The following is a 16684-nucleotide window of genomic DNA, read 5'->3' on the forward strand; positions in this document are numbered from 1 at the left end:
GTGGGTCTAAAAGGGCGGTTCGACGTCAGGTGGTGTGCCCCAGTTGCCGCCGTCAGGCTGCTCGGGCGGCTGGTTCTGGCTGGCGAGTTTCTGCCGATCCTTGAGGCTGGTCAGGATCTCGACAGCAGACACCTTGACGTCTTTGGAGATCCGCTTTTCGCCGTTCTGCTCATACGCTCGGTCGTGGTAGGTACCGTAAACCTTGACCCTGACGCCTTTGAGTAGGTCGTTGGCGAACTGTTCTGCCATGCCGCCCCACCATTCGCAGCGGAACCACTGCTTGGAGACGTCCTCCCATGAGCCGTCGTCTTTGCGTTTCGATTTCTTGTCGGCGACGCTGAAGGTGAGTTTCGGGGATCCGCTGGGGGTGTACCTCAGCTCGCTGTCATTGCCAAGGTTGCCGGTGATGATTACTTCAGCCATTGGGCGCCGGTGTCCTTCAGATATTCGGTGAGGTGGTCGTTGAACCAGCGGACAGCTCCGAGGCCACCCGGGCTCTTGCGGATCTCGTCGGCGACGTAGTGCAACTGGATGAGGCTGCTTCCCGGGTCGGCGCGGAAGGCGTAGGCGAGGCTGATGAGGAACGCTGCTTGTTCGTCAGATCCCCATTCCCAGACTTCACTGCCCAACTCGGCATGGTTGATGGTCACCTCGCTGTTGACCTCGAAAGCGCTCATTCGCAGGCTTCCTTTGTGATGGTGGTGAGTGTGTCGATCCACTGTTGGGCGGTTTCGGGTGTGATGTGGATGAAGTTGGTGTAGCCCATACGGAATTGGTGGGTGTCATCGTTTGCGTGGCCGGTGTTTACCAGTTCGCCAGCGTGGATACTGACGCTCACGAGGCCTTCTTCTTTGATCTTGCTCATTCGGTGGGCTCCTGGTGGTTGTCTTCTCGGACTGCTGCGAGGATTTTTTGTGCGTCTTCGGGGCTGATTTTGTTGGGGTGTTCCCATGTGGTGCCGATGATTTGCCCGGCGGTGGCGAGCATGGCGGGTCCGTCACCTTCGTATCCGGCGGCGGTTAGTGCGTTGGTGATTGCCTGCCATTGGGCCCGCCACGGTTCGGTCTGCGGTTCGGCCAGGACGGTCACGGTGTGTTGCTTGACCTTCTTTTGGCTGATGCGGACGGGGATGGTGAAGTCAGCGGCGATGTGCGACATAGCAACAACTTCCACGCCGCCAACCTTCTCGCCGGCGTAGATGACCTCGGGGTTGTTGACGAGCTTCACGAGGCGGCCAACCCAGGCGTCTGACTCAACACCCCAAGCGTGGGCGATAACCCGCAGCATGCCCTTGGATGGTTTCCATGGCCTGCCCTTCATGCCTACGAGCTCCACAATTACTGGTTTGGCCGCGTCGCCTTGGCGCACGGCTTCGATGGTCGCAACGATGGGCGCGCCACTCAGGTCCGAGGCGTTTAATTGGTCGGACTTGGCCACAAGGGCCTTCGAGATGTCCATGGATTACTCCCTGATTCGTAGGTAGGTGCCTGCCAGCCCGGACTTGGCGAGGTGGGCGGCGTCTTCTGGGCCGTATGTCACGAGCACGCTGGGTGCGCCACTGTTGGCCGGTGCCCGCGTGCCGTCTGGGTAGTGGAAATGCAGACGTCCCCAGAGGAATTTGACGGCCGTGGCTTTCTTCCAGACTTGTTCCACAAACCCGGCCGTTTCGGTGCGGGCAAAGATGAGCGCTGTGCCCTGCCCATGCTCGGCGAGCTTCGCGAGCCAATCCCACGCGTCATTGCCGTGCGTTCCACGTGGACACATCCCCGGGCACGGTTCGTCCCTCCGGGACTTATACGGCGGGTTGAGCCAAACCCGGCCCTCCCAGTCCGCCATCATTCCGCAGTCAGGTTGGATGATGTGCCGTTTGGCTGTGGGCCAGTTTGGTGCGGCGCATGGGTCGAGGTCGAAGGACCCTAGTGCCTGGTGGACGAATGGAGGGGTGAGCCAGGTTGTGGTGTCAGCCCGGGCGGATTGGTGTGATCCCATTGCGCCGGCCATCAGTGGATCACGATCTCTGGGAAGTGGTCGATGCGTTCGGTGTCGGGCAGGCCGGCAGTCGCTTCGAGGTAGTCGCTGACCATGTTGGCGATGATGGTTTCGGCCTGGTTGGCGGCCTGCATGATGGCGTATCCCCAGTTCGGGTCCGGGTCTACGCGCTTGGTCCAGAGCTTCATCCCTCCGGAGTAGGAAACGTAGTCGATCCATGCCCGGCCGGAGACGAGCAGGCCCGTTTGCAGTTGGGCCATGTTCTCGCCGGGTACTTCATCAGCAAGGACTGTCTTGAGTTGTGCTTTCTGGGCGCGTGACTTGATTTCGATGAGGGCGTTGTCACCAACCAGCCCATCGGGTGAGTAGCCGATCTTGAACCCATCGAACTCGCGCACCATGAAGCCAAGCTCCGTGACGCGAGCGTGGTGGGTGGAGTAGACGTCTCGTGCGTACGGCTCATCCAGGCTTCCGCGTTCCATCGCTCGGGATACTTGGACAGGTTCAACAAAGCCGGTGATGCGTTCGGCTGCCAGGGTCATGATGATGCCTAGCGCTGTTTCACTGGTGGTGTCCGCGGTGATGACCTTGTCCAGTTCGCGGGCTGCTGCTGCACGGACTGGGTGGAGTGTCTTGATCGGTTCTGGTGAGCGCTTCCCAATGCATGGGTTGTTTGCTTCGGCGCCGCATTCGGGGCAGTCGGTTTCGGCTGCTGTTGGTTGGCGGGAGGAAACAAGGTTGCCGATTACGGATGCGGTGAGGATGCCGCAGCGTGCTTGGAGCCATTCCTCGCTGCCTTGTTCGAGCTCGGGGTAGGTGTGAGTGCTCATTGTTCTCCTTGGGTTTCCGGGCATGGAAATGAAGAAGGCCCCTGTTCGGGGCCTTGGTATGGGATGCCTCGTTCTTTGGCGAGGTCTGCATATATGGGTTCTAACCGTTTGGCAGTTTGTTGTCGGGTGTCGCGTTCGGTGTGTTCTTGGAGGCTACACATCGGCTGCTTGCTTTCGTGCGAGGTAGGTGCCGGTGTCCTGCTTGGCTGGGATGGTTGCTGAGAATAGCCAGCCTGCGAATGTTTCGATTTTGGTGTGGCCGCTGTCCAATCGGACTAGTTCGGGGTCATCGTCCTCGTGGTTGGTGTGCCATGCCCAGTGGGAGCAATGTGTGGTCGGTACTTTCAGGAGTTCAGCGACGTGGTATCCGAGTGCGTTGGCGTCGTCTCCCACGCATTCGTGGAGCCATTCCACGACGGCGAGCTTGGCGGACTCTTCGGATCCACCGAGCCATCCTTTTCCGGGGCTGACGATCCAGGCGTCTCCGTCTTCGCCTAGTTCGGATACTTCGTACTTGAGTTCATGTGTCATTGGTGTCTCCGTGTTGTGGGCATGTTGGGTTGGTGGGGCGGGGTGTGCGGGGATCGTAGCGGGATGGCGGGCATGCACATCCCGGGTACTGGTTGGTTTGTCGTTGCCAGAAGCCCGCGCCCATCCCCGGGAGCAGATCAGGCATGCTCGGCGTCGTAGGCTGCTTGCCGTTCGTTCCAGACATCCATGTTTTCGAGTTCGCCGTGATCGTCGTAGAACTCAGCCTGCGCGTGCGGGTCGGGCCATATCGCCTGACAGGAATCGCATCGGTAGCTGTCGCCGTCGTGTTGCACTTCGGTGTAGCAGCGAGGGCATGACGGGTTACTGAACTCCAAAGCGCCGGGCGGCTCGGTGTAACCTTCAGCCTTGCGCTTACGGGGTGAACAGTTGCAAAGGAAATGCCCAACAGCCCGCCATTCACATTGCTCGTCATGCAAGCCTTCGGCGACTTCGGCGGCGTGCTGCGCATGGATCCTCGCATGCCACTCCTGCGTCCAATTGCTCATTTGCTCTGCTCTTTCTCTGCGTTGGTGAGGATTGTTGCAAGTTCAACTTGCAAGGGGTTGCGGGCTTTGGCTGCAAGGTGCGGGCATGTCACTGCGAGTGCGGCAAGTTCATCCGGGGTCATGGTGTGGCTCGCTGGAATGGGATCGGGTAGAGGTTGCCCGCGTTGTCGCGCCACTTCTTATTGAGGTGCACGCGAACCCGTAGTTCCTCAAGATTGCCGGGTTCCCAGCACACGTAATCGTCTTCGCTGTAGGTGTCGTCGTAGTCGATATACGGGAGCATCGCTTCACAGTGGGCGCATTGCTTCCAGTCGTTCGGCTGCCCGTAGTAGATGCCAAAGCCGCGGCAGTACTTTTCGCCCGGGTCAATCGCTCGGTAGCAGGTCACGCATTGGTGCTGCTTGCGAGCTACTGGCCAGCTCTTCGGTGCCCAGAAGTCGCTCATGGCTTCTCCTTGTTCGTTGGCCGGTCGCCGCTGATGGGGTATTCGCAGCCGGTCGCGCATCTGGCTACTTGGTCGTACCACCAGCACGGAAGGTTCAAATCAGCCGCAGCCCAACCACCTGGCGGCATACCCTCAGCCGGACGCTGACGGATGTGAGGGGCGCGGCGAGGGTTGCGGATCACTTCGACCACCAACGCAGCCGGTACTTGATGTGCCACTTGCAAGATGAATCATGCGTAGGTTTCTGTGGGTCGTTGATCAACCCGGCCGCAGTCATCGCGGAATGCTCACGGTCGCAGTCACATGGGTCGGCAGGCCGTAGCCAGTAGTCGATATTCGCCAGCAGTTCTTCCACGGACAACGCGCCCATGTCATCACCGGGGAAGGTTCGTTCGAGGAATGGCCGGTCAAGGACGAGGTCCCAGCCGCCAGCCAGCCCGGACATCTCACCGGCGTTGTAGATCGGTTCCCAGGTCAGTTCCTTGACCTTGTACCCGCGAGATTCAACCGCCTTTGTGATGCGTTGTCTTGCGCGGCTCATCGCTCGCCCTTTCTCGCGGAATCCGCGTCGTCCTCATGCCGGGTCTGGGTTTCTTCTTCGATGGCGTCCCAGTCCACCGGCACCACAGGTTCCAGGCGGGCGTCATGCTGCATGGCTTTATGGATCATGAGCGGGCCAGCAGCACACACAAACGCGAGCATCATGATGATCACGACCTTGCCTCTTCCTTCTTCTTCGTCCACAGCTTGAGTGCGCTGTGATTGCGGCTAGGGGTTGTTGACTTCACATAGCGGTCCTCGAAGCCTTCGATGTAGCCCAAGCTGCGGGCCTTTGTGAACGCCGTCCCAGGCCAATGCGAATCATCCGGCTCACGCATCTCCCGGCGCAGATCATCAGCCGTGAACGTCTCCTGCTTCTCGGCAATCCCGATGATGGTCGCCACCGCATCCTCCAACCACGCATCCTTATCCTGCTCAAACGCCATCGCCCTCATGGCTGGTCCTCGATGTGTGAGAGCTGGATGTAGTCGCTGTGTCCCTGCTGGGTGCGAATCCTCACGCATGCCGTCCCACCGAAGAGCGCTATTCCGCCCTCGATGATCGTTCCGCGCCTCGGTACGTAGTGTTCGGACCGGACGCCAGGCCAGTACAGGACCTCCCGCCCAACTGTCATCCAGTCCTCAGCGCTGGCCAGTTCCAGCAGCACGTCAGCGTGGCAGGCAACGTTGGGCGGGCAGAAGCAGGCGAGGTTCTTGCCTCGCAGCGGTTCCAGATAGTTCGGGTTATCGCGGAGGCTGAACTCCATGCAGTATCGGAAGCACTGGATGGCTTGTTCGCGAGTGAGCGGCGGGTGAGGTTCTTTGCTCCACGCGCCGGAACTGTCTACGGGGATCCAGTTCGTTGACCCAATCTGGAAGATGTTTCCCCAGCGGCCCGGACGGCATACGCTCACGGTGTTCTCAGGCATCCGCCATCCCTTTGTCCGCTTCCGCTGGACTCGGCTCGGGCTCATGGCTGCACCTCGTACAGCACCGTCACCGGAAAGGCGATCTCGGTGGCCGGCACGAACCACTTACACCCCGGCGTTGACCACAGCACATGCGCAGCGTCACCCCACCGCTCAAGCACATGCCCCTCAGCGTCACGGATGACGGCTTCGAACGGGAGCGCTTCCAGGTCCTCCGGAGTTCTCACGATGCGAGGCTTCCGGTAACCAGCCTCAAGAATGGACTCGGCAAGGTCAGTGTTCGTCACCTTCAGCGACACCCTTGGCCCAGCACCCATGTTGTTCAAATAAGTGTCGTAAATGACCGCCGCTAGTCCGTCGCGCTCAGCCTCTTGTATAGTCGTCATTGAAGTTCTCCTTGATATGGGTTTTGCTGAAGGCGGTCACCGGGCATGGTGACCGCCTTCTCCTTTTCGATGTTGCGGATTGCGCTGGTGGTCTATCTGCTCCCAACTGCACCGGGCGCAATAGGGCGACGGGCTGTAATCGATAAACTCATCGCAGACATCGCCAGGGACGGCGCAAGGACAATCGTTGTTTCCGCATATAGCGTCGGGACGATGCGCCATCAGTTGGGCCAGCTTCGGTTTTCGCGGGTGGTGACCATCGTGAGCTCTTCGGCTATGCAGCGGATATCACCAAGCGCGGTGCTGACTATCCAGCCAGGCGTAACGTCATCATCAGGCCCAAAGGTGACGACTCCCTGCCTGTCGTTGAACTCGGAAACCTGAGGATGATCGACGGAGATTTGCACTAGGTCGCCGGGTACAAAGTTCTCGTCGCGTTCCTTGATCTCTGCCGGACTGGCTGGGGTCCGGCGCTTCATGATGATCACAGAACCGGGATGCGCCTCATGCTGGGCCAGTATCCAGTCAAGGTCAGTACTGCCATGCAGGTACTCATCTGTTGCGCCATCGATCAGGCTGTAAAGGGGTGCGAGTTCAGTCATCGGATGAAGCCTCAGCAGCCTTGACGAACGACTCCCGCAAGGACTCCGGAAGCTTGCTCAGTTGGGCTTCCTTCTTCTCCTTCACACGGCGAGCAAGCTCTTCCTGGTACTCGTTCCAGTGAGCAGCGAGGACAGCTTCTCGCGCTTCCTTGTCCGCTTCGGTGGTGATGCCGACAACCTTGTAGACCTTGGACCGCACCGTCCGGTTTGAGCAAGACAGCCCGTCACCCGGAGACCACGCCCGAATCTCAATCGTCCTTGCCGGGGTTTCCTCTAGTACGAACCACTCATTGGTTTTCATGCTGCTTCCTTTTCTTGTTGCCGTTCGATGTTGCGGATGGCGTCTCGAGGGGTTGTGTCTGTGATGACGCCGAAGATGCGGAGTGATTCGTAGAAGTCGAACGTCTCCTGCATCCGTTCTTGGCGTTTGACGAGCTTGATAGCGAGCCGTTCAGCCTTGTTCTTGCCCACCTGCGGGGCGGCTTCCATAATCTTTTTCTGATAGCCGGTGATGGTCATCCGAACCTGTTTCCGGGCGCAACAAATCGCCCTGTTTCTTCGTCCGAGGCGAACCTTGGAGCGGGAATAGTGCGGGGTGTGGTTTTGCCCAGACAATGGGGCGGCGTGCCGGCGGCCGGCGGTGCCATTTAGGCGAAGGGGTCTTGCTCGGGTTCCTTGGTCCAGTCGGCTGCGGCGTTCTTACGCTCGCGAACCCATGCGATGAGGGCTGTTACGTCGTCCTCGTGTAGCATGATTCGGTTCTTGCTGAGTCTGGTGTGGATGCCGGAGATTCGGCAGTAGTTGCGGAGCTCGGTCTTGCTCATCCCCAACTCTGGGGCTACTTGCTCTGGTGTGCGGAAGACTTGGTCTGTCATGACTTGTCCTCCACTCTGAGGATGTCAATCAGGCCTACGTCTAGGGCTTCTGCTATCAGGCCTGTTTCTAGGATGGTGAACCTTGCGGGGTTCTTCATGTTCCTGTAGAAGGTGCTCTTTGGTATGCACGTAAGTTCGGATAGTTCGTGTTTAGTGATGCCCTTGTTGTCGCGGGCCTTCTCGATGTTGGTTCTTATCGCCGCGCTGATGCGGTCTGGATCGGTTCCCATGCATCGAACTTAGCTCCCATTTGGGAATCGTGCAAGTAGTCGTATGTCGAAAACTGAGTACTGATTTGATGAAACCAAGTAGTCCTGCTACGTGGTACTTGCGCGCTCGCGTGTATGCGCGCAAATATCACCCAGAATCCCAGTTTGGTAGATAATTTCCCGAACTGACTTGTTAACTGCACAAATGGGCGCTAGATTGTGGACATGGGAAATTACGGAACAGACATCCAGGCCGCTCTCGTCACTCAGGTCAAGGCTGAGATGGCTGCGCAGGATATGAAGCAGAAGGATATGGCTCAGGCCATCGGCATGCAGACCAGCACCATGAGCCGCTACCTCTCGGGCGAGAGGGATATCCCCGCACCCGTACTTTTCAGCATGGCTGACGCGCTGGATCTGCCCATCACTGAACTCATCCAGCGCGCCGAGCGCAGGCTAGAGGGTAAAAACGTCCAGTAGTCTCATTCCATAGGCCTCTGCTAAGTCGCCAATCTCCCGGATCGTCATTGTCTCCAGGTTGATGGCGTCACGGATTGACGGCGGGTGGTTCTGCTCTCGGTTCAAGGTGTAGCCCCCAGTAGTAGGTTCGAATATATGTTCTATAGATAGACGATAAGCCACCCCACCGACATGTTACGAGCATGCTTGGCGGGGTGGCCTTCTGCTTAAGCCATCGTCTGGTGTTAAACATAGTCGCATAGGGTCTACATGTTTAAATCGCCACGATAGATCGTATGGAGTGATCTATCAGTTAAAAATAGAAGCCCAGCGCGTATATACGCGCTAGAATGTACAAGACTGGCACGAGGGTGCCTGTTGCGAACATTGAGTGTCGGGAGCAGTTAGCATGGAACTTATGGCACTTGGGAGAATACCGGAATCGGGGACGCTTGCGCGGGCGGTTTCGGCAGAAGTCCGCGCAGCCCTCGCACGACAACGAATATCAGTGAAGGAGCTCGCCTCACGTGCAGGACTAACAGAGAGCTACCTTGGGAAACGTCTACGCGATGGCGCGCCAATGACCATCAATGACCTGGAGTCGGTTTGCGCCGCGCTGGGGGAGGACGCTCTGACCTTCTTCACCGCAGCTATCGAAGCCGCCAAGAACTCTGACGACTAACTAGGGGCCCGAGGTATCCATGAGCCAAGAGAACACTCAGCGCGAACCATCCGAGGATCTAGAAGCTGCACGCCGGCGTGGCGTAGAGCAGGCCTTGGCCTCGGCTTCACAGACGCTACGCGAGCTTGCGGACGCAGGAGATGCGGTGGCCAAGCGTGGAGGAAATATGCCAGGCAACTTTGGCGAGATGATGCGGGAGGCCGCGCACTATGTCGAAACGGTAGGCGATCCTGATTATCAGGATGACGATGATGACAGCGACTAGCAACCCGAAAAGCAGCCCCATCTTCCAGCGCGGAGGATGGGGCTTTTTGCTGCCAACTATTGTTGGCGCTGGCCAACAAGGGCAGAGCAGGATCGGGGGAGGATCGCTAAGGAACCTCTAGAACATGCGGAGTACAGACCTAACAGATGCGCCGAAACATAGCCGTACGGGGGTTCAATTCCCCCCATCTCCACCCCGGAAAGCCTTCGGATCCTCGTGATCCGGGGGCTTTCTTTTTGCCGTGACACACGAGCGTTCACCCACGGCGTAGCGACTTCCGGACTACAGGCAACTGCCTGGCAGTTGTACTGGTTAGGGCCTTGCCGCAGGTTAGAGGTAAGGCGTGGCAGGTAGTTGGCAGGAGGCACGTGATGAGTACGAATCCGGCATTCGAAGAACAGGCATCAGATGACGAAGCCTTGGACGCGTACTCGCAGATCGTCATACGCGTTGCTGAGTCAGTGACGCCCCACGTTGCCGCCATCGAGATGACAAGTACAGACCGGCGAGGACGGGTCCGCGGAGGAAGTGGTTCAGCTGTGGTCTTCACCGGCGACGGGTATATGCTGACCAACGCCCACGTGGTGGCAGGCATCCAGACCGGCCGGGCAGTGTTCGCCGATGGCAAGCACACTGATGTGGAGCTGGTGGGCGCAGATCCTCTGTCCGACCTCGCCGTCGTCCGTGGCTTGAAGTCCACCCCGCCACCGGCGTTGTTGGGCAACGCGGATACCTTGCGGGTGGGCCAACTGGTGATCGCCGTGGGGAATCCGCTCGGCTTGGCCGGTTCGGTAACCGCTGGAGTGGTGAGCGGGTTGGGGCGTTCCATCCCCGTCAGGGCGGGCGAGCACAGGCGGGTGATCGAGGATGTCATTCAAACCGATGCTGCGCTCAATCCCGGGAACTCCGGGGGTGCACTGGCTGATACGAGGGGACGCATCGTGGGTATCAACACCGCCGTTGCGGGTCTTGGGCTGGGACTGGCGGTACCTATTAACACCACAACCCAGCGCATCATCGCGGCGCTGCTGAGGGACGGCCGCGTGCGCCGCGCCTACCTGGGCCTGGTGAGCACGCCGATACCACTGGATGCCAGTGCAGTGGTGCGGACAGGGCAGAAGGAAGGCCTGCGAGTAGTGGAGGTCATTCCGGGCTCACCGGCGGAGTTGTCCGGGCTCCAAGCGGGGGATGTGGTGCTGCGTGCGCAGGATCGTGCGGTGTCCAGTGCTGAAAGTTTGCAGAAATTGCTGTTTGCCGAGGCTATCGGCCAGCCGTTCCCGCTGACGGTGCTCCGGGAAGGCAAAGTACTGAAGCTGACTGCCGTGCCATCCGAAATGAGCCAGCTGGCCTAGCCCTCGCGAACGTCTACAACGCCGATGAAACGGCTTCCCACGCCTTCATATTCGCTGCGGACATCGCCGAGGAACAGTTCGGGAAGTTCGCTGTTCCGGTGGGTGCCACAGAAGACGAAGGAAAAGTCCGGCCACCATTTCTTGGGGCGAACGGCCTCAGTGTATCCGCAGACAGCACACGTCAGGTGTACCCAGACGGGTCGCTTGCCGGTGCGGTTGGCCCTGGACTGAACCAACCACGCCGGGGGATTGTCCTGGATGTCCCGGAGTTCGGCCTCGGAGAGGCGGGACGGAATGCCGTGGCGTTGGGCCATTTCCATCGAAATATCAAGGGCCAATGCGGCATCACGTCTGCTAATCACCATTCAACGATACGGGACTTCCCGGGCGTAGGCTGTGCACATGACTGACGCTGCGGTCCTGCCGCCGAGCACACCTCTCCAGAAACGCGTGCTGGTGGTGGCAATTGTGGCTTCCTTCATCGCAATCCTTGATGGTTTTGTGGTGAATCTCGCACTTCCGGCCATAGGGCGGGAACTGGGTGGCGGCCTGGTCATCCAACAGTGGGTGGTGGACGCCTACCTGCTCACACTGGGGGCATTGATCCTGGTTGCCGGTTCACTATCTGACCATTTCGGCAGGGCAAGGATCCTTGAATGGGGCCTTGCCGGCTTTGCCGTTACCTCGGTGATGTGCGGGCTGGCGTGGACGGGCGAAGTGTTGGTAGTCTCCCGGGCGCTTCAAGGGATCGCAGGTGCCCTCCTGGTTCCGAGCTCGCTCGCCATGATCATCACGTCGTTCTCCGGCCCGGCACAGTCGAAGGCCATTGGGCAATGGTCCGGCTGGACAAGCGCTGCGGCCATTGTTGGCCCGCTGATCGGGGGCGTCGCTGTTGACCTGCTCTCATGGCGGGTGATCTTCTTCATCAACGTCGTCCCTGCCGTGGCCATCTGGCCCGTGCTCGCGGGCCTCCGGGCGTCCGACGCCGCGAGGGACAAGAGCAAGCACATTGATTACCTTGGCGCCTTCCTGGCGATGGTCGGCTTGGGCGGGCCGGTGTATGCCTTCATCGAACAGGGCAGGATGGGATGGGGAAGCGCCCAAGTGTGGGCCCCACTCTCGGTGGGCGTAGTTGCAATGGTTCTGTTCCTGATCCACGAGGCCCGCACTGCCGCACCCATGCTGCCGCTGAGACTCTTCAGTATCCGCAATTTTGCGTGGGGTAATCTCTCTACTCTGGCCATCTATGCCGGCATCTCACTTGGCTTCTTCGTGTTAGGTATCTACCTGCAGCAGGTGGGCGGCATGGGCGCCACGGTGGCAGGCATGGCGCTGCTTCCGGCCACCGTCATCCTGATGGTGAGTGCCTCCTACTTTGGCGGCCTGGCAGGCAAGTACGGCCCTAGATGGTTCATGACGATCGGGCCTTTGCTGTGCGGCACGGGCTTCCTGATGTCCTTGTCGGTTCAGGAACCACTCAATTACTGGACCCAGGTGCTGCCAGGACAGATTGTCTTCGGCCTCGGCTTGGCGACGCTCGTGGCGCCCCTCACGGCCGCAATCCTTGGTGCAGTCCCACCTGAGGAAGCCGGGATTGGTTCCGCGGTGAACAACGCCGTAGCCCGTATCGCCGGACTCATTTCGATTGCCTTCGCGGGTGTGATTGTGGGGCCCGTCTTTACCCGGCAGGGCCTCTACAATGCCTTGGTGGTCACAGCGGGACTGTTCCTGATCGGGGCGGTGGCGTCCGCCGTCGGGATCCGAAACCAGCCCCGCGAGGCGGCGGCCGCCGCTGTCAGCGAACCTGATGCAGCGTCCGACGACGGCGGTGCAGCCGGGCAGCGTAGCTGACCTTGGGTGGGGCACCGGTTAGCGGGCGGGAAGAACGCAGCCTTCGTGCGTCTCCGCGCTTTGAACCCAGAGAGCTGAAGTGACCTCGTCCGCGAGGTCGAACTCGCGGCCTTGGGCGCCGCTGCCGATGCGTACTACCAAGGCTCCGCCGAAGGGTTTGCGACCCACCACTTCCACCGGTGCGTCAAGCGCGATCTCCTCCGCGGCCAGGTATCGCAGGAGGTCCGGATTCTCGTCGCTGATCCGCGTGATGCGGCCCGAGTGACCCTGATCGAGCTCGATCATTCGGTAAGCATGCGGCAATTCAACAGTGCCATCGGCAGAAGGAATTGGGTCCCCATGGGGGTCGCGGACCGGATGGCCAAGCTTGGCGGACATGCGTTCGATGAAAGTATCGGACACCGCATGTTCCAGCATTTCGGCTTCGTCGTGGACTTCGTCCCAGCTGTAGCCGAGTTCGTTCACCAAGTACGTCTCGATGAGCCGGTGCCGGCGCACCATGGACAAGGCAAGGCGCATGCCCTCGGGTGTCAGCCTGATGGCACTGTAGGGCTGGTGGTCAACCAAGCCCTGGTCCTTGAGCTTGCGGACCATTTCAGACACCGAAGAATTGGCGACGCCCAGTCGCTGGGCAAGCTGTGAGGACGTAATCGGCTTGTCTTGCCACTCCGTGTAGGAGTAGATGACCTTGACGTAGTCCTCAATCGAGGAGGAGGGCGTACTGGTCTTCACACACCAAGCCTACCGTGGCGCGGCGGGGTCGATCTTGAACGCCCGCCAAGTCTGCGTCATGTACGGCACCAGGAGTGTTTCACCCGCTGTGTGCCCGAGGTGCTCGTAGAGGTACCACTCGAGGTTGCCCATGACTTTCGCCCGGGTGGCCTCGTTGGCACGGAGGTAGTAGCTGCGCGACTTGGTAAGTTCCATGATGTCTTCCGGCGACAATGGGTCATGCCACTTGGTCAGGTGGCTTTCCAAGCCCTCAAACTCCGGTCCGATAACTGGCCGGAATCCCGGTTTGTGGACATCGCCTGCGTGCATGATGCGCGAGAGGCGATGAACCCAGGGAACAGAAGTGTCCAACTGGTTCCAGATCAGCCCCAACACTCCCTGCGGCCGCAGGATTCGGGCAATCTCCGTACTCGCTGCGATGGGCTCGCACCAGTGCCAGGCCTGGGCAACGCTGACGACGTCGAATGCTGAGTCCGCCAGCCCTGTTGCCTCGGCCGTTCCCTCCAACGCATTGACGTGGGGGTAGGTCTTTCGCAATTGCTCCAGCATGTCCATGGAAGGATCGACGGCGGCCACCTCAAGTCCGTGGCCGAGCAGGAGGGCCGTGAACTTGCCAGTGCCTGCGCCGAGGTCCGCCGCGGACTGCGCCCCGGGAGGAACCAGCCAGGCCACGGAATCCGCGGGGTAGCCCGGACGCACGCGGTCATAATGTTCTCCGCCGTCTTGGAAGCTCTGACCGAGTTCATGCCGGCGGGCCGCAAGGAGCCTTGGACCACGCGGCCCGGCTGGTCCGGGCGTACGTGGCTGTCCGCTGGAGGAAGCCGGAGAACGCAGGGCCACGAAAGCTCCTTCACAGGGTCGCTAAAAGTACCCTATGAATTTACCGCAGTGTTTCTAGTCGACGGTGCAGGGCGCTGCGCCCGCAGTTCCTGGAGTGTTGGGCGCCCACTCCGGGTATCTACGGTGGTCATTGGCGGGAACCCAGCGGCCCTCGTCCACCACATAGTCCCAGCCCAGCCCGTCGCGCTTGAGGCCTTCGATGCCTGCAAGCAGCCTTGTGGCGTCCTCCAACCGGGAGCCGACGCCGAAGCTGGCGCGCAAGGACCCTGAGGGGAGTCCGAGGCGCTTGAGGAGCGGGTGGGCGCAGAAGCGGCCGTCACGCAGGCCCACACCGTGTTCCGCCGCCAGGTAAGCGGCCACCAATCCGGCGTCGAATCCTTCCACGGAGAAATTGACCACACCGATGGTGTCTACGGAGTCAGTGAAGATCTTGTGGACTGTCACGCCGTCGATGGCTTCGAGGCCTTCCACGAGATAAGAGCGGATAGCGGCCTCGTGGGCGTGCCAGGCTTCCTGGTCCAGTCCCGCGAGGACCTGCGTGGCGCGCGCCAGGGTCGCCGCTCCCAGGACGTTGGGGGAGCCGCCCTCGTGCCGTGCCGGGCCAGTGGCCCAGCTGACCGAATCCAGGCGGGCTTCACGAACAGCGCCGCCGCCTGCCAGATGGGGAATGCCGGCGTCGAGCCAATCCGGGCGACCCACCACGACGCCGGCGCCGAACGGGGCGTACAGCTTGTGTCCGGAGAACACAATGTAGTCGACGTCTGCCTCCGCGATGTTGATCCGTCTGTGCGGAGCCAACTGGGCCGCATCCACCACGATCCGTGCACCGTATTCGTGGGCAAGGGAAGCGAGCTGGGCGATGGGAAGGATCTCGCCAGTCACGTTCGAGGCGCCGGTGACTGCGAGCAGGCTCACTCCACCCTGGGAGAGTTCCACGCGGAGCTTGTCCAGCGTCTCGGCCAAGGTTGTGGCGGCGATGACGCTGCGGTGGGGGACTCCCTGCCACGGAAGCAAGTTGGCGTGGTGCTCGATGTCCAAGTACAAGACCTCACCGGCAACATCGCCATCCACGTGCGGGAGGCATCCGGCCAAAAGGTTCAAGGAGTCTGTGGTGTTCCGGGTGAAGATCACGGAGTCATCAGCCCGCCCGCCGACGAATTCACGGACGATGTTCCGTGAGTTTTCGTACACCGACGTGCTGATTTGGGAGGCGTACCCGGCGCCTCGGTGAACGCTGGCGTAGTAGGGCAGGACCTCGTTGAGGTAGGCCGAAACGATGGTCAATGCGGGAGCCGATGCGCCGTAGTCCAAGTTGGCGTAGCGGACGTGGCCACCTTGGATCAGCGGAGCCTGCAGCTCAGCGCCAGTGACCGCCGCAAGCGGACGCGTAGCGGCGGCTGTTTCTGCTGTGGAATCTTCAACATAGGACGGAATGATGTTGGAGTTGAACGTGATAGTGCTCATGGGACCTCACTCAAGAGGGACCCCCAAAGGGGGATCCGCGCTTGCCGTATCCGTTCCGGACCGGCCGGGTCGTCACCCGGGGCACCCCGCCGCGAATGGAGGGTTGCCGGCCAGCTAACCGGGGTTTAGCACTGGCACTCGTGACCTATAAAAAAGGCTAAGGCACGTCCGGGGGTCCGTCCAAAGCCGTCGCCTTTTGTTAAGTCCTTTGTTACGTCGACTGCGAAACGCCCGCTATGTCGAATAAAAAACGGCGGAGACCCCCCTAACGGGGGCCTCCGCCGTCGAAAATTCCGCCCTCCGCTTGGTGCGCAAGGCGAGGGAACAAGCTTAGAGCAGGTCGTCCAATCCGGGGTTGAGACGCTTCAGGACCTCGGAGTGCAGGATCGAGTTGGTAGCCAGCGCGTTGCCGCCAAACGGGCCGTCTTCGCCCTCCAACGACGTGAAGCGTCCGCCGGCTTCGGTAACGATGGGAACGAGTGCTGCCATGTCGTAGAGGTTCAGCTCGGGCTCGCACGCGATATCCACCGCGCCCTCGGCCACGAGGCAATACGACCAGAAGTCACCGTATGCCCGTGTACGCCAGATGTCTTCCGAGAGCCCCATGAATTCATCCAGGTTGCCGCGCTCCTTCCAGCCCGTGAGGCTGGAATACGACATGGAGGCGTCGGCCAAGCGGGAAACATTGGATACCTTGAGCCGCGTTGCCGAAGCGAGGGAACGGCCCATGTAAGCGCCCATGTCCTTGGCGGCCCACCAGCGTTTGCCCAAGGCCGGAGCGCTCACAACGCCCACCACAGGTTCGCCTTCATCAACGAGGGCGATCAGCGTTGCCCACACCGGGACGCCGCGGACGAAGTTCTTGGTGCCGTCAATGGGATCGATGATCCAACGACGTGAACCGTGACCGCTGCTCCCGAACTCCTCGCCGAGGACGGCGTCCCGCGGACGTGAGCGGGACAACTGACCGCGGATTGCTTCCTCAGCGGCTTTGTCAGCGTCAGTGACAGGCGTGAGGTCGGGCTTGGTTTCGATCTGCAGGTCCAGCGCCTTGAAGCGATCCATGGTCTGGGCGTCGACTGAATCAGCGAGGACGTGGGCAAGGCGCAGGTCATCGTTGTAGGTGGAAACGGGATGGGTCATGCCACCAAACTATCCTGAATCAATCCCTGCAGTGGGGACGTGAAGCCGGCAACGA

Annotated in this window: 29 protein-coding genes and 1 riboswitch; of the genes, 5 read left to right on the forward strand and 24 right to left on the reverse strand. The window is 60.5% G+C overall.

All coding sequences use genetic code 11. The annotated features are described in order from the left end of the window. Positions 1-6 precede the first annotated feature (6 nt). From AC0J5Z_RS10595 to AC0J5Z_RS10685, 19 genes are all read right to left on the reverse strand, one after another. Positions 7-423: a single-stranded DNA-binding protein gene (locus tag AC0J5Z_RS10595; RefSeq protein ID WP_475039158.1), complete on the reverse strand. Its 417-nt coding sequence runs from the start codon at positions 421-423 to the stop codon at positions 7-9. Continuing rightward, complete coding sequence (locus tag AC0J5Z_RS10600; protein ID WP_475039160.1) at positions 411-677, reverse strand: hypothetical protein; 267 nt, start codon at positions 675-677, stop codon at positions 411-413. The genes AC0J5Z_RS10595 and AC0J5Z_RS10600 overlap by 13 nt, the downstream gene beginning before the upstream one ends. Continuing rightward, a complete protein-coding gene (locus AC0J5Z_RS10605; RefSeq protein WP_475039162.1) occupies positions 674-865 on the reverse strand; it encodes a hypothetical protein in 192 nt (63 codons plus the stop codon). The genes AC0J5Z_RS10600 and AC0J5Z_RS10605 overlap by 4 nt, the downstream gene beginning before the upstream one ends. Further along, complete coding sequence (locus AC0J5Z_RS10610; RefSeq protein ID WP_475039165.1) at positions 862-1458, reverse strand: hypothetical protein; 597 nt, start codon at positions 1456-1458, stop codon at positions 862-864. Before AC0J5Z_RS10610 ends, AC0J5Z_RS10605 begins: the two co-directional genes overlap by 4 nt. A 3-nt stretch (positions 1459-1461) precedes the next feature. After that, a complete protein-coding gene (locus AC0J5Z_RS10615; RefSeq protein WP_475039167.1) occupies positions 1462-1989 on the reverse strand; it encodes a DNA N-6-adenine-methyltransferase in 528 nt (175 codons plus the stop codon). A gap of 11 nt (positions 1990-2000) precedes the next feature. Next, on the reverse strand, positions 2001-2819 hold the full coding sequence (locus tag AC0J5Z_RS10620; RefSeq protein WP_475039169.1) for a YqaJ viral recombinase family protein: 819 nt from the start codon (positions 2817-2819) through the stop codon (positions 2001-2003). Positions 2820-2972: 153 nt separating this feature from the next. Beyond that, positions 2973-3350 carry a hypothetical protein gene (locus AC0J5Z_RS10625; RefSeq protein ID WP_475039172.1) on the reverse strand — a complete coding sequence of 126 codons (378 nt, stop codon included), beginning with the start codon at positions 3348-3350 and terminating at the stop codon, positions 2973-2975. 137 nt (positions 3351-3487) lie between these two features. Then, on the reverse strand, positions 3488-3856 hold the full coding sequence (locus AC0J5Z_RS10630) for a hypothetical protein (RefSeq protein WP_475039175.1): 369 nt from the start codon (positions 3854-3856) through the stop codon (positions 3488-3490). Positions 3857-3974: 118 nt separating this feature from the next. Next, a complete protein-coding gene (locus tag AC0J5Z_RS10635; RefSeq protein ID WP_475039180.1) occupies positions 3975-4301 on the reverse strand; it encodes a hypothetical protein in 327 nt (108 codons plus the stop codon). Between the two features lie 178 nt (positions 4302-4479). Further along, positions 4480-4842: a hypothetical protein gene (locus AC0J5Z_RS10640; RefSeq protein WP_475039183.1), complete on the reverse strand. Its 363-nt coding sequence runs from the start codon at positions 4840-4842 to the stop codon at positions 4480-4482. Continuing rightward, on the reverse strand, positions 4839-5015 hold the full coding sequence (locus AC0J5Z_RS10645) for a hypothetical protein (RefSeq protein ID WP_475039186.1): 177 nt from the start codon (positions 5013-5015) through the stop codon (positions 4839-4841). Before AC0J5Z_RS10645 ends, AC0J5Z_RS10640 begins: the two co-directional genes overlap by 4 nt. Then, positions 5012-5296, reverse strand: a complete 285-nt coding sequence (locus AC0J5Z_RS10650) for a hypothetical protein (protein ID WP_475039188.1) — start codon at positions 5294-5296, stop codon at positions 5012-5014. Before AC0J5Z_RS10650 ends, AC0J5Z_RS10645 begins: the two co-directional genes overlap by 4 nt. Further along, positions 5293-5769, reverse strand: a complete 477-nt coding sequence (locus tag AC0J5Z_RS10655; protein WP_475039191.1) for a DUF4326 domain-containing protein — start codon at positions 5767-5769, stop codon at positions 5293-5295. Before AC0J5Z_RS10655 ends, AC0J5Z_RS10650 begins: the two co-directional genes overlap by 4 nt. A 41-nt stretch (positions 5770-5810) precedes the next feature. Continuing rightward, positions 5811-6155, reverse strand: a complete 345-nt coding sequence (locus tag AC0J5Z_RS10660) for a hypothetical protein (protein ID WP_475039193.1) — start codon at positions 6153-6155, stop codon at positions 5811-5813. A 221-nt stretch (positions 6156-6376) separates the two neighbouring features. Then, on the reverse strand, positions 6377-6757 hold the full coding sequence (locus AC0J5Z_RS10665) for a hypothetical protein (protein ID WP_475039196.1): 381 nt from the start codon (positions 6755-6757) through the stop codon (positions 6377-6379). Beyond that, on the reverse strand, positions 6750-7058 hold the full coding sequence (locus AC0J5Z_RS10670) for a hypothetical protein (RefSeq protein WP_475039198.1): 309 nt from the start codon (positions 7056-7058) through the stop codon (positions 6750-6752). The genes AC0J5Z_RS10665 and AC0J5Z_RS10670 overlap by 8 nt, the downstream gene beginning before the upstream one ends. Further along, the gene (locus AC0J5Z_RS10675) at positions 7055-7276 is read right to left on the reverse strand and encodes a hypothetical protein (protein WP_475039201.1); all 222 of its coding nucleotides are present in this window, start codon (positions 7274-7276) and stop codon (positions 7055-7057) included. The genes AC0J5Z_RS10670 and AC0J5Z_RS10675 overlap by 4 nt, the downstream gene beginning before the upstream one ends. A gap of 128 nt (positions 7277-7404) precedes the next feature. Beyond that, positions 7405-7632, reverse strand: coding sequence for a hypothetical protein (locus tag AC0J5Z_RS10680; protein WP_475039203.1), 228 nt, complete (start codon positions 7630-7632; stop codon positions 7405-7407). After that, a complete protein-coding gene (locus AC0J5Z_RS10685) occupies positions 7629-7862 on the reverse strand; it encodes a hypothetical protein (protein WP_475039206.1) in 234 nt (77 codons plus the stop codon). The genes AC0J5Z_RS10680 and AC0J5Z_RS10685 overlap by 4 nt, the downstream gene beginning before the upstream one ends. A gap of 204 nt (positions 7863-8066) precedes the next feature. Between AC0J5Z_RS10685 and AC0J5Z_RS10690 the strand changes: the two genes are divergently transcribed. The 4 genes from AC0J5Z_RS10690 to AC0J5Z_RS10705 all read left to right on the forward strand — a co-directional run bounded on the left by AC0J5Z_RS10690 (position 8067) and on the right by AC0J5Z_RS10705 (position 10599). Beyond that, positions 8067-8321: a helix-turn-helix domain-containing protein gene (locus AC0J5Z_RS10690; protein ID WP_475039209.1), complete on the forward strand. Its 255-nt coding sequence runs from the start codon at positions 8067-8069 to the stop codon at positions 8319-8321. 397 nt (positions 8322-8718) lie between these two features. Continuing rightward, the gene (locus AC0J5Z_RS10695) at positions 8719-8982 is read left to right on the forward strand and encodes a helix-turn-helix domain-containing protein (RefSeq protein ID WP_475039211.1); all 264 of its coding nucleotides are present in this window, start codon (positions 8719-8721) and stop codon (positions 8980-8982) included. A 19-nt stretch (positions 8983-9001) separates the two neighbouring features. After that, positions 9002-9247, forward strand: coding sequence for a hypothetical protein (locus AC0J5Z_RS10700; RefSeq protein WP_475039214.1), 246 nt, complete (start codon positions 9002-9004; stop codon positions 9245-9247). A 371-nt stretch (positions 9248-9618) separates the two neighbouring features. Continuing rightward, positions 9619-10599 carry a S1C family serine protease gene (locus AC0J5Z_RS10705; protein ID WP_475039216.1) on the forward strand — a complete coding sequence of 327 codons (981 nt, stop codon included), beginning with the start codon at positions 9619-9621 and terminating at the stop codon, positions 10597-10599. On the opposite strand, the gene AC0J5Z_RS10710 is transcribed toward AC0J5Z_RS10705, so the two are convergent. Beyond that, a complete protein-coding gene (locus AC0J5Z_RS10710; RefSeq protein ID WP_256870808.1) occupies positions 10596-10964 on the reverse strand; it encodes a hypothetical protein in 369 nt (122 codons plus the stop codon). The two genes, AC0J5Z_RS10705 and AC0J5Z_RS10710, sit on opposite strands and share 4 nt — an antisense overlap. Positions 10965-10995: 31 nt before the next feature. On the opposite strand from AC0J5Z_RS10710, the gene AC0J5Z_RS10715 reads away from it, so the two are divergent. Beyond that, the gene (locus tag AC0J5Z_RS10715) at positions 10996-12450 is read left to right on the forward strand and encodes an MFS transporter (RefSeq protein ID WP_475039219.1); all 1455 of its coding nucleotides are present in this window, start codon (positions 10996-10998) and stop codon (positions 12448-12450) included. An 18-nt stretch (positions 12451-12468) separates the two neighbouring features. On the opposite strand, the gene AC0J5Z_RS10720 is transcribed toward AC0J5Z_RS10715, so the two are convergent. From AC0J5Z_RS10720 to hisN, 4 genes are all read right to left on the reverse strand, one after another. Further along, complete coding sequence (locus AC0J5Z_RS10720) at positions 12469-13182, reverse strand: metal-dependent transcriptional regulator (RefSeq protein ID WP_475039221.1); 714 nt, start codon at positions 13180-13182, stop codon at positions 12469-12471. A gap of 9 nt (positions 13183-13191) precedes the next feature. Further along, on the reverse strand, positions 13192-14016 hold the full coding sequence (locus AC0J5Z_RS10725; RefSeq protein WP_475039658.1) for a class I SAM-dependent methyltransferase: 825 nt from the start codon (positions 14014-14016) through the stop codon (positions 13192-13194). A gap of 60 nt (positions 14017-14076) precedes the next feature. After that, entirely contained in the window at positions 14077-15486 is a 1410-nt protein-coding gene (locus AC0J5Z_RS10730) for an aminotransferase class V-fold PLP-dependent enzyme (protein ID WP_475039224.1), read from the reverse strand. A 32-nt stretch (positions 15487-15518) separates the two neighbouring features. Further along, a riboswitch (SAM riboswitch) is annotated at positions 15519-15632 on the reverse strand. A gap of 184 nt (positions 15633-15816) precedes the next feature. Further along, entirely contained in the window at positions 15817-16629 is an 813-nt protein-coding gene (hisN, locus tag AC0J5Z_RS10735; RefSeq protein WP_475039226.1) for a histidinol-phosphatase, read from the reverse strand. Positions 16630-16684 lie beyond the last annotated feature (55 nt).

It is taken from the genome of Paenarthrobacter sp. TRD_SC_7 (genome assembly GCF_056156245.1).

Coding starts and splice junctions, on each gene's coding strand:
- AC0J5Z_RS10700 (WP_475039214.1), top strand. CDS start 9,002: ATGAGCCAAGAGAACACTCAGCGCGAACCATCCGAGGATCTAGAAGCT.
- AC0J5Z_RS10730 (WP_475039224.1), bottom strand. CDS start 15,486: ATGAGCACTATCACGTTCAACTCCAACATCATTCCGTCCTATGTTGAA.
- AC0J5Z_RS10655 (WP_475039191.1), bottom strand. CDS start 5,769: ATGCCTGAGAACACCGTGAGCGTATGCCGTCCGGGCCGCTGGGGAAAC.
- AC0J5Z_RS10690 (WP_475039209.1), top strand. CDS start 8,067: ATGGGAAATTACGGAACAGACATCCAGGCCGCTCTCGTCACTCAGGTC.
- AC0J5Z_RS10640 (WP_475039183.1), bottom strand. CDS start 4,842: ATGAGCCGCGCAAGACAACGCATCACAAAGGCGGTTGAATCTCGCGGG.
- AC0J5Z_RS10595 (WP_475039158.1), bottom strand. CDS start 423: ATGGCTGAAGTAATCATCACCGGCAACCTTGGCAATGACAGCGAGCTG.
- hisN (WP_475039226.1), bottom strand. CDS start 16,629: ATGACCCATCCCGTTTCCACCTACAACGATGACCTGCGCCTTGCCCAC.
- AC0J5Z_RS10615 (WP_475039167.1), bottom strand. CDS start 1,989: ATGGGATCACACCAATCCGCCCGGGCTGACACCACAACCTGGCTCACC.
- AC0J5Z_RS10665 (WP_475039196.1), bottom strand. CDS start 6,757: ATGACTGAACTCGCACCCCTTTACAGCCTGATCGATGGCGCAACAGAT.
- AC0J5Z_RS10605 (WP_475039162.1), bottom strand. CDS start 865: ATGAGCAAGATCAAAGAAGAAGGCCTCGTGAGCGTCAGTATCCACGCT.
- AC0J5Z_RS10695 (WP_475039211.1), top strand. CDS start 8,719: ATGGCACTTGGGAGAATACCGGAATCGGGGACGCTTGCGCGGGCGGTT.
- AC0J5Z_RS10610 (WP_475039165.1), bottom strand. CDS start 1,458: ATGGACATCTCGAAGGCCCTTGTGGCCAAGTCCGACCAATTAAACGCC.
- AC0J5Z_RS10620 (WP_475039169.1), bottom strand. CDS start 2,819: ATGAGCACTCACACCTACCCCGAGCTCGAACAAGGCAGCGAGGAATGG.
- AC0J5Z_RS10630 (WP_475039175.1), bottom strand. CDS start 3,856: ATGAGCAATTGGACGCAGGAGTGGCATGCGAGGATCCATGCGCAGCAC.
- AC0J5Z_RS10675 (WP_475039201.1), bottom strand. CDS start 7,276: ATGACCATCACCGGCTATCAGAAAAAGATTATGGAAGCCGCCCCGCAG.
- AC0J5Z_RS10710 (WP_256870808.1), bottom strand. CDS start 10,964: ATGGTGATTAGCAGACGTGATGCCGCATTGGCCCTTGATATTTCGATG.
- AC0J5Z_RS10650 (WP_475039188.1), bottom strand. CDS start 5,296: ATGAGGGCGATGGCGTTTGAGCAGGATAAGGATGCGTGGTTGGAGGAT.
- AC0J5Z_RS10670 (WP_475039198.1), bottom strand. CDS start 7,058: ATGAAAACCAATGAGTGGTTCGTACTAGAGGAAACCCCGGCAAGGACG.
- AC0J5Z_RS10635 (WP_475039180.1), bottom strand. CDS start 4,301: ATGAGCGACTTCTGGGCACCGAAGAGCTGGCCAGTAGCTCGCAAGCAG.
- AC0J5Z_RS10705 (WP_475039216.1), top strand. CDS start 9,619: ATGAGTACGAATCCGGCATTCGAAGAACAGGCATCAGATGACGAAGCC.
- AC0J5Z_RS10680 (WP_475039203.1), bottom strand. CDS start 7,632: ATGACAGACCAAGTCTTCCGCACACCAGAGCAAGTAGCCCCAGAGTTG.
- AC0J5Z_RS10685 (WP_475039206.1), bottom strand. CDS start 7,862: ATGGGAACCGATCCAGACCGCATCAGCGCGGCGATAAGAACCAACATC.
- AC0J5Z_RS10625 (WP_475039172.1), bottom strand. CDS start 3,350: ATGACACATGAACTCAAGTACGAAGTATCCGAACTAGGCGAAGACGGA.
- AC0J5Z_RS10600 (WP_475039160.1), bottom strand. CDS start 677: ATGAGCGCTTTCGAGGTCAACAGCGAGGTGACCATCAACCATGCCGAG.
- AC0J5Z_RS10660 (WP_475039193.1), bottom strand. CDS start 6,155: ATGACGACTATACAAGAGGCTGAGCGCGACGGACTAGCGGCGGTCATT.